At 61.9% G+C, this 13,997-nt stretch carries 10 protein-coding genes; 6 read left to right on the forward strand and 4 right to left on the reverse strand.

What is annotated here, in order from left to right:
* Window positions 1-137: 137 nt before the first annotated feature.
* From ACIPO9_RS23380 to ACIPO9_RS23390, 3 genes are read right to left on the reverse strand one after another with little or no spacing between them, the layout of a single operon-like run.
* Window positions 138-1,106, reverse strand: a complete 969-nt coding sequence (locus ACIPO9_RS23380) for an alpha-L-glutamate ligase-like protein (protein WP_274136737.1) — start codon at window positions 1,104-1,106, stop codon at window positions 138-140.
* The gene (locus ACIPO9_RS23385; RefSeq protein ID WP_274136732.1) at window positions 1,106-2,656 is read right to left on the reverse strand and encodes an inactive transglutaminase family protein; all 1,551 of its coding nucleotides are present in this window, start codon (window positions 2,654-2,656) and stop codon (window positions 1,106-1,108) included. The genes ACIPO9_RS23380 and ACIPO9_RS23385 overlap by 1 nt, the downstream gene beginning before the upstream one ends.
* A 4-nt stretch (window positions 2,657-2,660) precedes the next feature.
* Window positions 2,661-3,206: an ATP-dependent zinc protease gene (locus tag ACIPO9_RS23390; protein WP_400783791.1), complete on the reverse strand. Its 546-nt coding sequence runs from the start codon at window positions 3,204-3,206 to the stop codon at window positions 2,661-2,663.
* Between the two features lie 265 nt (window positions 3,207-3,471).
* Here ACIPO9_RS23390 and ACIPO9_RS23395 point away from each other — a divergent pair, with 265 nt between their 5' ends.
* The 5 genes from ACIPO9_RS23395 to prpF all read left to right on the forward strand — a co-directional run bounded on the left by ACIPO9_RS23395 (window position 3,472) and on the right by prpF (window position 10,449).
* A complete protein-coding gene (locus ACIPO9_RS23395; RefSeq protein ID WP_400783793.1) occupies window positions 3,472-4,194 on the forward strand; it encodes a GntR family transcriptional regulator in 723 nt (240 codons plus the stop codon).
* The gene (gene prpB / locus ACIPO9_RS23400; RefSeq protein WP_274136729.1) at window positions 4,191-5,081 is read left to right on the forward strand and encodes a methylisocitrate lyase; all 891 of its coding nucleotides are present in this window, start codon (window positions 4,191-4,193) and stop codon (window positions 5,079-5,081) included. Before ACIPO9_RS23395 ends, prpB begins: the two co-directional genes overlap by 4 nt.
* Before the next feature lie 167 nt (window positions 5,082-5,248).
* On the forward strand, window positions 5,249-6,376 hold the full coding sequence (prpC, locus tag ACIPO9_RS23405) for a 2-methylcitrate synthase (RefSeq protein WP_400783795.1): 1,128 nt from the start codon (window positions 5,249-5,251) through the stop codon (window positions 6,374-6,376).
* Between the two features lie 163 nt (window positions 6,377-6,539).
* Window positions 6,540-9,131 carry a Fe/S-dependent 2-methylisocitrate dehydratase AcnD gene (acnD, locus tag ACIPO9_RS23410; RefSeq protein ID WP_400783797.1) on the forward strand — a complete coding sequence of 864 codons (2,592 nt, stop codon included), beginning with the start codon at window positions 6,540-6,542 and terminating at the stop codon, window positions 9,129-9,131.
* A gap of 127 nt (window positions 9,132-9,258) precedes the next feature.
* On the forward strand, window positions 9,259-10,449 hold the full coding sequence (prpF, locus tag ACIPO9_RS23415) for a 2-methylaconitate cis-trans isomerase PrpF (protein WP_400783800.1): 1,191 nt from the start codon (window positions 9,259-9,261) through the stop codon (window positions 10,447-10,449).
* Window positions 10,450-10,596: 147 nt separating this feature from the next.
* Here prpF and ACIPO9_RS23420 read toward each other — a convergent pair whose 3' ends face one another.
* The gene (locus tag ACIPO9_RS23420) at window positions 10,597-11,415 is read right to left on the reverse strand and encodes a pyruvate, water dikinase regulatory protein (protein ID WP_274133407.1); all 819 of its coding nucleotides are present in this window, start codon (window positions 11,413-11,415) and stop codon (window positions 10,597-10,599) included.
* A gap of 198 nt (window positions 11,416-11,613) precedes the next feature.
* On the opposite strand from ACIPO9_RS23420, the gene ppsA reads away from it, so the two are divergent.
* Complete coding sequence (gene ppsA / locus ACIPO9_RS23425) at window positions 11,614-13,989, forward strand: phosphoenolpyruvate synthase (protein ID WP_400783802.1); 2,376 nt, start codon at window positions 11,614-11,616, stop codon at window positions 13,987-13,989.
* The last annotated feature ends 8 nt before the right edge of the window (window positions 13,990-13,997 follow it).

The raw sequence follows: 13,997 nt of genomic DNA on the forward strand, positions 1-13,997 counted from the left end.
GGTGTCGGAATTCGGCATATCCACGCCGACCGTAGCAGCACGGCTTGCCGGCGGGGGCGTCGTGTCAGACGGCACACCTGTGACTGATTCACCGCTCCCGCCGGCAAGCCGCGCTGCTACGGGGAATGTGGAGAGTGTTAAACGTGGCCGAACAGCTCTTGCACGAACCTGACCCTCTCTTGTGGGCTGTCGTGGCGTCCCTCGGCGGCCAGTTCTTCCAGGCGTTGCTCCACCGCCGTGGTGCGGTGGGTCAGGCCGCAGTCGTTGGCGATCTGGATGTTCAGGCCGGGGCGGGCGTTGAGTTCGAGGATCAGCGGGCCGCGTTCCTGATCCAGCACCATGTCCACGCCGATGTAGCCCAGGCCGCACAGCTCGTAGCATTCGGCGGCCAGCTTCATGAAACCGTCCCAGTTGGGCAGTTGCACGCCGTCCACGGCATTGGTGGTGTCGGGGTGTTTGCTGATGATGTTGTTCAGCCAGGTGCCACGCAGGGTCAGGCCCGTGGCCAGGTCGACGCCCACGCCGATGGCGCCTTGGTGCAGGTTCGCCTTGCCGCCGGACTGGCGGGTCGGCAGGCGCAGCATGGCCATGACCGGGTAGCCCATCAACACGATGATGCGGATATCGGGCACGCCTTCGTAGCTGATGCTCTTGAAGATCTGGTCCGGGGTGACGCGGTATTCGATCAGCGCACGATCCCGGTGGCCGCCCAGGGAATACAGGCCGGTGAGGATGCTGGAGATCTGATGCTCGATCTCCTCATGGCTGATGATGCGTCCGGACACCGTGCGGTAACGGCCTTCGAAGCGGTCGGCGACCACCAGGATGCCGTCGCCGCCCGCGCCCTGGGCCGGCTTGATGACGAAGTCGTTGCGCCCGCCGATGATCTCGTCGAGCTTTTCGATTTCTTTTTCGGTGGAAATGATTCCGTACATTTCCGGCACGTGAATGCCGGCGGCGATGGCCCGTTCCTTGGTGATGATCTTGTCATCGACGATGGGGTACAGGCTGCGCTTGTTGTACTTGAGCACGTAGTCGGCGTTGCGCCGGTTGATGCCCATGATGCCCTTGGCTTCCAGCGCCTTCCAGGTCTTCCACCAGCCGATCATTTGACGTTTTCCCGTTCGGCGTCTTCCTTGATGAAGGCCTTGAAACGGATCAGCTCGGTCAGGCGGTAGCCGCGATAACGTCCCATCGCCAGCATGAAGCCCACCAGGATCAGCAGGATCGCCGGGAAGGTGAACACGAAGTAGATGAACTCCGGCACGCTCATGATTATGTGCGCCAGTGACGCGGCGAACAGGGTGCCGACCGCGACTTTCATGGCGTGGCTGCCGCCGCGCTCTTCCCAGGTGATCGACAGGCGTTCGATGGTCATGGTCAGGATCACCATCGGGAACAGCGCCACCGACAGCCCGCGCTCCAGCCCCAGTTTGTGGCTGAACAGGCTGATGGCGGCGATCAGCACCACCACGAAGGTCAGCACCACCGAAAGGCGCGGCAACATTTGCAGCTTGAGGTGCTCAAGGTAGGAACGCAGCGACAGCCCCAGTGCCGTGATGATGGTGAACAGCACGATGCCGAAGCCCAGTTGCGTCTCGCGGAAGGCCAGGGCGATCAGCACCGGGGTGAAGGTGCCCAGGGTCTGCAGGCCGATCAGGTTGCGCAGGATCAGGATCACCAGCACGCCGATGGGGATCATCACCATGATCATGAAGGTCTGCTGGGTCTGCAGCGGCAGGCCGTAGAGCGAGTATTCGAGGAAGTCGGCGTCGGTGCTTTCGTCGGTTAGCTTGGCCAGGCGGATGGCGTTCATCTCGCTGTTGTTCAGGGTGAAGCTGACCATGGCCTTCTTGCCGCCCTCGACGGTGATCAGGTTGTCGTCACCGATCCACCACAGCAGCCGGTCCTGGGGCAGGCCCGCCTCGCCGGTTTCCGGGTTGAAATACAGCCAGTCCTTGCCGTTGAAGCTGCGCAGCCAGAGTTCCGGGGTCTGCGGCTGGTCGGCCACCAGGCGAATGGTGTGCACTTTCTCCACCGGCACGTGGGCGATGGACAGCAGGATTTCCGTGACCCGCGCCTTGTTCTGCACCGACGGATCGCCGGCCAGCAGCAGCTTGACGTTGTCATCGGACAGGTTGTTGACACGCTTGATGGCTTCGCTGACGAACGTCTCGACGTCCGCCGAGTGCTGGCGGATCGGCGCGAGCAGGGCGTCGGCGGCGATTTTCTCCGGGCCTTCGACGGCGATGCTGTCACGGAAGATCGGGCCTTTGACCTTGGCTTTTTCGCCGCTGTAGCGCTTGGTCAGCACCAGACGGTAGTAGAGGGTCTGGTTGCCAGTGGCGCGGCGGGCGGACCAGGTGACCTTGCGGTTGCCGTCGGCACGGTTGACGTTGACCCCGTAATTGTTGGAGATGAAGCTTTCATTGAGGCTGATGTAGTCGCGCGAGAGCGGCGGTACGTACATCTGCACCTTGACCGAATCCTTGGGGTTGGCGACGAACTCGACCTTGGCGTCGATGTTCCACAGGTCGTCCGTTTCGTCTTCGGTCACCGGGATGCCGAGCGCCAGTATCTGATAGGCCGTGATCGCGATGCCCAGGGTGACCAGGGTCGCGATCAGGATCTTCAGATGGAGGGTTAGAGAGCGCATGTAGTTACTCTGCGGTTTGAGCATCGGTGATGCAGGCCGGTTTGCCTGCAGCATATTTAAGGCTTGGATCGACCAGCGCATCGAAGCGCTTGAGCGCTTCGGAGCCAATCAAAAGCGGGTATTGGAATGCACTTCGGTCGGTCAAGTTCACTTCTATGGTGCGAGAAGCTGCACCCATGCACACATCCAGGCTGATGACGGGCCGCGAGGTGTACTTCTTTTCATCGTCCGGATCCAGATCGCCGGCCCTGCGCTTGATCTTGCTGACCCGCGCCAGCGGCCGCTCGATGGGGTGTTCGTGGGCGTCGTCGATGGCCAGGTAGAAGCGCACCCAGGATTCGCCATCGCGCTTGAAACGCTTGATGTCGCGGGCGCTGAGCGAGGCGGTCTTGGCGCCGGTGTCCAGTTTGGCCGCCACTTGCAGGTCGATCCCGGCGAGCTCTGCGTATTCGTTCAGCCCGTAGACGGTCTTGCCGGCGGCCAGGCACAGGTCGCTGAACAGAAAGCCTGACAGAAGGCACAGCAGAAAGAGTAGAGGATTGCGGCTCATAGGTCCTGGCGCGGTGAAGGCATGCAAAGGGGTTGAAAAGGCGTGGGCCGCGACCAGCCTGGAACGTCTGTAACGGCGGGTAAATGCGGTCGGCATTCTAGCATGAAGGTTTTATGGCGCCAGCAAAGGGCTTTGCCGGACGTGTGGACGCCGAGGTTTTCAGAAGGGGAGGTTATTAGACGATTGTCGACAGTCTCTAAATTGTCTTTGACGCAAATAGCGTAAATGACTAGATTTGGCCTCATTGCTTTCAAAGGTGTCGACAATGTTGGATTCGACGGATTCTGCCACCCTTGCTCAGGTCGATTCGGAAACCCTGTCCGAGAACGTCTTTCGGCGTATTCAGGCGGCCATCGTCCGGGGTGATATTGCCCCCGGCAGCAAGATTTCCGAGCCGGAACTGGCGCGCACCTATGGCATCAGCCGGGGTCCGCTGCGCGAAGCCATCCACCGCCTGGAGGGCCAGCGCCTGCTGGTTCGTGTGCCTCACGTCGGTGCGCGGGTGGTTTCGCTCAGCCATGCGGAGCTGGTGGAACTCTACGAGATTCGTGAATCCCTCGAGGGCATGGCCTGCCGTCTGGCCGCCGAGCGCATGACGGTCGAGGAAATCCAGGAACTGCGTAACGTGCTGGAAACCCACGAGCGCGATTCGGCGTTTCAGGCCGGCGTCGGTTATTACCAGCAGGAAGGCGACTTCGACTTCCATTACCGGATCATCCAGGGCGCGCGCAACAGCACCCTGACGCAGATGCTCTGCGGCGAGCTGTATCAACTGGTGCGCATGTACCGCATCCAGTTTTCCACCACGCCCAACCGGCCACGCCAGGCCTTCAGCGAACACCACAGGATTCTTGACGCCATCGCCGACCGCGACGGCGAACTGGCTGAACTGTTGATGCGCCGGCACATCGGCGCCTCCAAACGCAATATCGAACAGCGCTATCAAGCGCAGGATCATCAAGCTGCTACTGCCCGAGGTGAACAATGACTTCAAGAACGACTCCCGGCCAACGCTTCCGTGACGCCGTCGCGAGCGAGCATCCGTTGCAAGTGGTCGGGGCCATCAATGCCAACCACGCGCTGCTGGCCCAACGTGCGGGCTTCAAGGCCATCTACCTGTCCGGTGGTGGGGTGGCGGCGGGCTCCCTGGGCGTTCCGGACCTGGGTATCACTGGTCTTGATGACGTGCTGACGGACGTGCGCCGCATCACGGACGTGTGTGACCTGCCACTGCTGGTGGATGTGGACACCGGTTTCGGCGCTTCGGCGTTCAACGTCGCGCGCACCGTGAAGTCGATGATCAAGTTCGGCGCGGCGGCCATGCACATCGAGGATCAGGTGGGCGCCAAGCGCTGCGGCCATCGCCCGGGCAAGGAAATCGTTTCGCAGCAGGAGATGGTCGATCGCATCAAGGCAGCGGTGGATGCGCGCACCGATGACAGCTTCGTGATCATGGCGCGCACCGATGCGCTGGCGGTGGAAGGCCTGGAGTCAGCACTGGACCGCGCGGCGGCGTGCATTGAGGCGGGCGCCGACATGGTGTTCCCGGAAGCCATTACCGAACTTGAGATGTACAAGCTGTTCGCCTCAAGGGTCAAGGCGCCGATCCTGGCCAACATCACTGAATTCGGCTCCACGCCTTTGTTCACCACTGACGAGCTCGCTTCGGCCGATGTGTCGCTGGTGCTGTACCCGCTGTCGGCGTTCCGCGCAATGAACAAGGCGGCGGAGAATGTCTACACCGCGATCCGTCGAGACGGTACGCAGAAGAACGTGGTCGACACCATGCAGACCCGCATGGAGTTGTATGAACGCATCGATTACCACGCTTTCGAACAGAAACTGGATGCGCTGTTTGCGCAGAAGAAGGGCTGAGCGCATTCGACTGGCTTTGTAGGAGCGCGCTTGCCCGCGACTGCGGTGTGTCAGACAGGCCTTTTTCACAGGCAGATCGCGTCGCGGGCAAGCGCGCTCCTACAGTGATCGACTGATGCAACACCGAATTGCCGATTTCCTTAAAACGACAAGATTTGGAGAGAGCAATGGCTGAAGGAAAAGTATTGAGTGGCGCGGGCCTGCGTGGGCAGGTCGCCGGACAGACCGCGCTGTCGACCGTGGGCCAGGCCGGTGCCGGCTTGACCTACCGTGGCTATGACGTGCGTGAGCTGGCTGCCGATGCGCGTTTCGAAGAAGTGGCCTACCTGCTGTTGTACGGCGAATTGCCGACCCAGGCTCAACTGGACACTTACCTGAAAAAGCTGCAGGGCCTGCGTGATCTGCCGCAAGCGTTGAAAGAGGTGCTGGAGCGCATTCCTGCCGACGCCCACCCGATGGACGTGATGCGCACGGGCTGTTCGATGCTCGGCAACCTGGAGCCCGAAGCCAGCTTCGAGCAACAGCGCGATTCCACCGACCGCCTGCTGGCCGCGTTCCCGGCGATCATGTGCTACTGGTATCGCTTCAGCCACGAGGGCAAGCGCATCGATTGCGTGACCGATGAAACCTCGATTGGCGGGCACTTCCTCAAGCTGCTGCTGGACAAGACCCCAAGCGACTTGCACCGCAAGGTCATGGACGTGTCGCTGATTCTCTATGCAGAGCACGAATTCAACGCCTCGACCTTCACCGCCCGGGTCTGCGCCTCGACGCTGTCGGACCTGTTCTCGTGCATCACCGCTGCCATCGGCACCCTGCGTGGTCCGTTGCACGGCGGCGCCAACGAAGCGGCCATGGAAATGATCCAGAAATTCTCCTCGGCCGACGATGCGGTCAAGGGCACCCTGGAGATGCTGGCGCGCAAGGACAAGATCATGGGCTTCGGCCACGCGATCTACAAAGACAACGACCCGCGCAACGAGGTCATCAAGGGCTGGTCGAAAAAACTCGCGGACGAAGTAGGCGACAAGGTGCTGTTCCCGGTCTCCGAGGCCATCGACAACACCATGTGGGAGCAGAAGAAGCTGTTCCCCAACGCCGACTTCTACCATGCCTCGGCGTACCACTTCATGGGCATCCCGACCAAGCTGTTCACGCCGATCTTCGTCTGCTCGCGCCTGACCGGCTGGGCGTCCCACGTGTTCGAACAGCGCGCCAACAACCGCATCATCCGCCCGAGCGCCGAGTACATCGGCGTCGAACAGCGCAAGTTCGTGCCAATCGAACAACGCTGAGTGGTGGGGCTGGCGACTCCCGTAGGAGCGCGCTTGCCCGCGACCGCGGTGTGTCAGACACATTGTTGTCACAGGCACGTCCCAGTCGCGGGCAAGCGCGCTCCTACACAGAAACCGGAATCAGCCGCTGCCCTTTGAAACACACCGTGACCGAGTCCTGACAATGAACACTGAATATCGCAAGCAGCTGCCCGGCACCTCGCTCGACTTTTTCGACGCCCGTGAGGCTGTCGATGCGATCAAGCCTGGCGCCTACGCCACCCTGCCGTACACCTCCCGGGTGCTGGCAGAAAACCTGGTGCGTCGCTGCGACCCGGCAACGCTCAAGGCTTCACTCACGCAATTGATCGAGCGCAAGCGCGACCTCGACTTTCCCTGGTTTCCAGCGCGCGTGGTGTGTCACGACATCCTCGGCCAGACCGCACTGGTCGACCTGGCGGGCCTGCGTGATGCGATTGCCGACATGGGCGGCGACCCGGCGCAGGTCAATCCGGTGGTGCCGGTGCAACTGATCGTCGACCACTCGCTGGCCGTCGAGTGCGGCGGTTTCGACCCTGACGCGTTCGCCAAGAACCGCGCCATCGAAGATCGCCGCAACGAGGACCGTTTTCATTTCATCAACTGGACCAAGCAGGCGTTCAAGAACGTCGAAGTGATCCCGCCGGGCAACGGCATCATGCACCAGATCAACCTGGAGCGGATGTCGCCGGTGATCCAGACCCTCGATGGCGTGGCCTTCCCGGACACTCTGGTCGGCACCGACAGCCACACCCCTCACGTCGATGCGCTGGGCGTGATCGCCATTGGCGTCGGCGGCCTGGAAGCGGAAAACGTCATGCTGGGCCGCGCCTCGTGGATGCGCCTGCCGGACATCATCGGCGTCGAGCTGACGGGCCGCCCGCAGCCTGGCATCACCGCCACCGACGTGGTGCTGGCGCTGACCGAATACCTGCGCAAGCAGAAGGTCGTGGGTGCCTACCTTGAGTTCTACGGTGAAGGTGCCCGTGCATTGACCCTGGGCGACCGCGCGACCATCTCCAACATGGCCCCGGAGTACGGCGCCACCGCTGCGATGTTCGCCATCGACCAGCAGACCATCGACTACCTGACCCTGACCGGGCGCGACGATCAGCAGGTCAAACTGGTGGAAGCCTTCGCCAGACACACCGGCCTGTGGGGCGACAGCCTGACCACGGCCGAATACGAGCGGGTGCTGAGCTTTGACCTGTCCAGCGTCGTGCGCAACATGGCCGGGCCGTCGAACCCCCACGCCCGAGTGGCCACGGCGGACCTGGCGAGCAAAGGCATCGCCGGTGCCTGGCAGGAGACCCCCGGCGAGATGCCGGATGGCGCAGTGATTATCGCGGCCATCACCAGTTGCACCAACACCAGCAACCCGCGCAACGTCATCGCGGCCGGGCTGCTGGCGCGCAATGCCAACAAGCTGGGACTGACCCGCAAGCCGTGGGTCAAGTCCTCGCTGGCGCCGGGCTCGAAAACCGTGGCGCTGTACCTGGACGAAGCGGGGCTGACCTCCGAGCTTGAGCAATTGGGCTTTGGCGTCGTGGCGTTCGCCTGCACCACCTGCAACGGCATGTCCGGTGCGCTGGATCCGGTGATCCAGCAGGAAATCATCGACCGCGATCTTTACGCCACGGCCGTGCTGTCGGGCAACCGCAACTTCGACGGACGCATCCATCCCTACGCCAAGCAGGCGTTTCTCGCCTCGCCGCCGCTGGTGGTGGCCTACGCCATCGCCGGAACCATTCGCTTCGATATCGAGAAAGATGTGCTGGGTATCAGCGCCAATGGCGAAGAAATCCGCCTCAAAGACATCTGGCCCAGCGACGAGGAAATCGACGCGGTGGTCAAGGCGTCGGTCAAGCCCGAGCAATTCCGTCAGGTCTACATTCCGATGTTCGCTATCCATGAGGACACCGGTCCCAAGGTCGAGCCGCTGTACGAATGGCGTCCGATGAGCACCTACATCCGTCGCCCGCCGTACTGGGAAGGCGCACTGGCCGGCGAACGTACCCTCAAGGGCATGCGCCCGCTGGCCGTGCTGCCGGACAACATCACCACCGATCACCTGTCGCCGTCCAACGCGATCATGCTCGACAGCGCGGCGGGTGAGTACCTGGCGAAGATGGGCCTGCCCGAAGAGGACTTCAACTCCTACGCCACTCACCGTGGCGATCACCTGACCGCCCAGCGCGCGACCTTTGCCAACCCGAAACTGTTCAACGAGATGGTGCAGGAGAACGGCAAGGTGAAACAGGGTTCGCTGGCGCGGATCGAGCCGGAAGGCAAGGTCACCCGCATGTGGGAAGCCATCGAGACCTACATGGAGCGCAAGCAGCCGCTGATTATCGTGGCTGGCGCCGACTACGGGCAGGGCTCGTCTCGGGACTGGGCGGCCAAGGGCGTGCGTCTGGCAGGCGTCGAGGCGATCGTTGCCGAAGGTTTCGAGCGCATTCACCGCACCAACCTGGTGGGCATGGGCGTGTTGCCGCTGGAGTTCAAGCCGGGCACCGATCGCACCACGCTGGGCATCGATGGCACTGAAACCTTCGACGTGATCGGTGAGCGCACGCCCCGTGCAACGCTGACCCTGGTGATCCATCGCGGCAACGGCGAGCGCCTGGAAGTGCCGGTCACCTGCCGCCTGGATACGGGTGAAGAGGTCTCGATCTACGAAGCGGGCGGCGTGTTGCAACGCTTCGCCCAGGATTTCCTGGAATCCTCGGTGGCGTGAGATTCAGTTGCGCGGGTGAATTCCCGTAGCAGCACGGCTTGCCGGCGGGGGCGATTTTGCGGACGCCCCCGCCGGCAAGCCGTGCTGCTACGGGATGTGTTAGACGTTACATAAAGGATGCGATCCAATGGCCCACACCGCACAAATCAAGATCCCCGCGACCTACATGCGCGGCGGCACCAGCAAGGGCGTGTTTTTCCGTCTGCAGGACCTGCCCGAAGCGGCGCAGGTTCCGGGCGCTGTCCGTGACGCCCTGTTGCTGCGCGTCATCGGCAGTCCCGACCCCTACGCCAAGCAGATCGACGGCATGGGCGGCGCGACGTCGAGCACCAGCAAGACGGTGATCCTGTCGAAAAGCACCCGGCCCGACCACGACGTGGATTACCTGTTCGGTCAGGTTTCCATAGACACGCCGTTCGTGGACTGGAGCGGCAACTGCGGCAACCTGTCCGCAGCGGTCGGGCCGTTCGCCATCAGCAACGGCCTGGTCGACCCCAGCCTGATCCCTCGCGACGGCATGGCGGTGGTGCGCATCTGGCAGGCCAACATAGGCAAGACCATCATCGCCCACGTGCCGATGACCGACGGGCAGGTGCAGGAAACCGGCGACTTCGAACTCGATGGCGTGACCTTTCCGGCCGCTGAGGTACAACTGGAGTTCATGGACCCGGCAGCCGAAGAGGAGGGCGCAGGCGGCTCGATGTTCCCCACGGGCAATCTGGTGGATGAGCTGGAGGTGCCGGGTGTCGGCACGTTCAAGGCGACCATGATCAATGCCGGCATCCCGACCATCTTCGTCAATGCCCGGGACATCGGCTACACCGGCACTGAATTGCAGGACGCGATCAACAGTGATCCGAAGGCCTTGAGCATGTTCGAAACCATTCGCGCCCATGGTGCTGTGCGCATGGGTCTGATTGCCCATGTCGATGAGGCCGCCAGGCGCCAGCACACGCCTAAGGTCGCTTTTGTCGCAAAACCCGAGGCCTACGTGTCTTCGAGCGGCAAGCGCGTGTCGTCAGGCGACACCGATCTTCTGGTGCGTGCCATGTCCATGGGCAAGCTGCACCACGCCATGATGGGCACGGCCGCGGTGGCCATTGGCACGGCGGCGGCGATTCCGGGGACCCTGGTCAACCTGGCGGCCGGCGGCGGTGAACGCAGCGCGGTGCGTTTCGGCCACCCATCGGGAACCCTGCGCGTGGGCGCCGAGGCGGTGCTGGTCGTGGGGGAATGGCAGGTGAAGAAAGCCATCATGAGCCGCAGCGCGCGGGTGTTGATGGAAGGTTGGGTGCGCGTGCCGGGTGACAGTTTCTAATCTGTCCGGTACCACTGTAGGAGCGCGCTCGCCCGCGACGGCGGTCTGCCACAAACAGTGATGTGGCCTGACCCGACGCCGTCGCGGGCAAGCGCGCTCCTACAAGGGTTTGCGTGGGATCCGGAGTTCCCGATCATTCATGCGGTGTTACTTGAACCGCCGCTCAACCCCTTTCTCCACCAACACTTTCGCCGAGATTTCCTCGACCGAAAAGTGCGTGGAATTAATATTCGGAATGTTCTCGCGGCGGAACAGATTCTCCACTTCCCGCACTTCGAACTCGCACTGGGCAAAGCTCGAATAACGGCTGTTGGGCTTGCGTTCATGGCGGATCGCAGTCAGTCGGTCCGGGTCGATGGTCAGGCCGAACAACTTGCTGCGGTGCTGTTTGAGTGCGGCGGGCAACTGCAGGCGTTCCATGTCTTCTTCGGTCAGCGGATAGTTGGCCGCCCGAATCCCGAATTGCATTGCCATGTACAGACAGGTAGGTGTCTTCCCGCAGCGCGAAACGCCCACCAGGATGATATCGGCCTTGTCGTAATAATGGGTCCGGGCGCCGTCGTCGTTGTCCAGCGCGAAGTTCACCGCCTCGATCCGCTCCATGTAATTGGAGTTATGGCCGATGGAATGCGATTTGCCCACCGAGTAGGAGGAGTGTGAACTAAGCTCCTGTTCCAGCGGGGCCAGGAAGGTCGAAAAGATGTCGATCATGAAGCCGTCGGACGTGGCCAGGATCTCGCGGATGTCCTGGTTGACGATGGTGTCGAAGATGATCGGACGCGCCTCGTCCTTCTCCGCGGCCTTGTTGATTTGCGCAACCATGGCCCGGGCTTTCTCGACGCTGTCGATATAGGGCCTGGTGAACTTGTTGAACGTTATGGTTTCAAATTGCGCTAGCAGACTCTGGCCTAGTGTCTCGGCAGTAATGCCGGTGCCGTCGGAGATAAAGAAAGCGGATCGTTTCATTTGCGCCTTGGGCCTTAAGCTGGTGACGATTCTTGGATATGATAGGCCGGCTTGCGCGCCATGACCTGGCCGCATTCTACCCGTTTTTTCAAGATGCAGATTTTCCAAACCCAGGCTTCAAGTGCGCTGAATCGGTTTTTCTGTGATTTACGCACCAACGCTTTTCCCAACAACAAATTGGTTAGTGGAGAGATCACCTTGGTAGAGTACGTAGTTTCCCTCGATAAGCTCGGCAAACATGATGTTGAGCACGTGGGGGGCAAGAACGCATCCCTCGGAGAGATGATCAGCAACCTGGCGGGCGCAGGCGTGTCCGTCCCTGGTGGCTTCGCCACTACAGCTCAGGCCTACCGTGATTTTCTTGAGCAAAGCGGCCTCAATGATCAGATTCACAAAGCACTCGATGCCCTGAACGTCGACGACGTCAACGCCCTGGCCAAGACCGGCGCGCAGATTCGTCAGTGGATCATGGAGGCTGAATTCCCCGAGCAGCTCAACGCCGAAATCCGCGCAGCCTTCGCGACCCTGTCGGCTGGCAATCCGGACGTCGCCGTGGCCGTGCGTTCTTCCGCCACCGCAGAAGACCTGCCTGACGCTTCTTTTGCCGGTCAGCAGGAAACCTTCCTCAACATCCGTGGCGTCGACAACGTGATCCGCGCAGCGAAGGAAGTCTTCGCCTCGCTGTTCAACGACCGCGCCATTTCCTACCGTGTGCACCAGGGTTTCGACCACAAGCTGGTGGCGTTGTCGGCTGGCGTGCAGCGCATGGTGCGTTCCGAGACCGGAACCGCTGGCGTGATGTTCACCCTGGACACCGAATCGGGCTTTCGTGACGTCGTCTTCATCACCGGCGCCTACGGCCTGGGCGAAACCGTCGTACAAGGCGCGGTCAACCCGGACGAGTTCTACGTTCACAAGGGCACCCTTGAAGCCGGTCGTCCTGCGATCCTGCGCCGCAACCTGGGCAGCAAGGCCATCAAGATGATCTACGGCGACGAGGCCAAGGCCGGTCGTTCGGTGAAAACCGTCGACGTCGATGCCGTCGAGCGCGCGCGTTTCTGCCTGTCCGATGAAGAAGTCAGCAACCTGGCCCGCCAGGCGATGATCATCGAGAAGCACTACGGCTGCCCGATGGACATCGAGTGGGCCAAGGACGGTGACGACGGCAAGCTCTACATCGTTCAGGCGCGTCCTGAAACCGTGAAGAGCCGCAGCTCCGCCAACGTCATGGAGCGCTACCTGCTTAAAGAGAAAGGCACCGTTCTGGCCGAAGGCCGTGCCATTGGCCAGCGCATCGGCGCGGGCAAGGTGCGGATCATCAAGGACGTGTCCGAGATGGACAAGGTCCAGCCAGGCGACGTGCTGGTCTCCGACATGACCGACCCTGACTGGGAACCGGTGATGAAACGCGCCAGCGCCATCGTCACCAACCGTGGCGGCCGTACCTGCCACGCGGCGATCATCGCCCGCGAGCTGGGTATCCCGGCAGTGGTCGGTTGCGGCAACGCCACCGAGCTGTTGAAGGATGGCCAGGGCGTGACCGTTTCCTGTGCCGAAGGCGACACCGGCTACATCTTCGAAGGCGAGCTGGGCTTCGACATCAAGCAGAACTCCGTCGATGCCATGCCGGAACTGCCGTTCAAGATCATGATGAACGTCGGCAACCCCGACCGCGCATTCGATTTCGCCCAGTTGCCGAACGCTGGTATCGGCCTGGCGCGTCTGGAGTTCATCATCAACCGCATGATCGGCGTGCACCCCAAAGCGCTGCTGAACTACCCGAACCTGCCGCTGGACATCAAGGAAAGCGTCGACAAGCGTATCGCCGGTTACAACGACCCGGTCGGTTTCTACGTCGAGAAGCTGGTCGAGGGTATCAGCACCCTGGCGGCGGCTTTCTACCCGAAAAAGGTCATCGTGCGCCTGTCGGACTTCAAGTCCAACGAGTACGCCAACCTGATCGGCGGCAAGCTGTACGAGCCTGAAGAAGAGAACCCGATGCTGGGCTTCCGTGGTGCTTCGCGTTACATCAGCGAAAACTTCCGCGACTGCTTCGAGCTGGAATGCCGTGCCCTCAAGCGCGTGCGCAACGAGATGGGCCTGACCAACGTCGAGATCATGGTGCCGTTCGTACGCACCCTGGGCGAAGCGAGCCAGGTGGTCGACTTGCTCGCCGAAAACGGCCTGGCCCGTGGCGACAACGGCCTGCGCGTCATCATGATGTGCGAGCTGCCGTCCAACGCCTTGCTGGCCGATGAGTTCCTCGAGTTCTTCGACGGTTTCTCCATCGGTTCCAACGACCTGACCCAGCTGACCCTGGGCCTGGACCGTGACTCGGGCATCATCGCGCACCTGTTCGACGAGCGTAACCCTGCGGTCAAGAAGCTGTTGTCCAATGCCATCCAGGCCTGTAACAAGGCTGGCAAGTACATCGGCATCTGCGGCCAGGGCCCGTCCGACCACCCGGATCTGGCGCGCTGGCTGATGGAGCAGGGCATCGAGAGCGTTTCCCTGAACCCGGACTCGGTACTGGAAACCTGGTTCTTCCTCTCTGAAGAAGAAGCGCCAAAATGATGTAAGAT

This window comes from Pseudomonas sp. NPDC090203 (assembly GCF_044746765.1).
Classification (GTDB): Bacteria; Pseudomonadota; Gammaproteobacteria; order Pseudomonadales; family Pseudomonadaceae; genus Aquipseudomonas; species Aquipseudomonas putida_AD.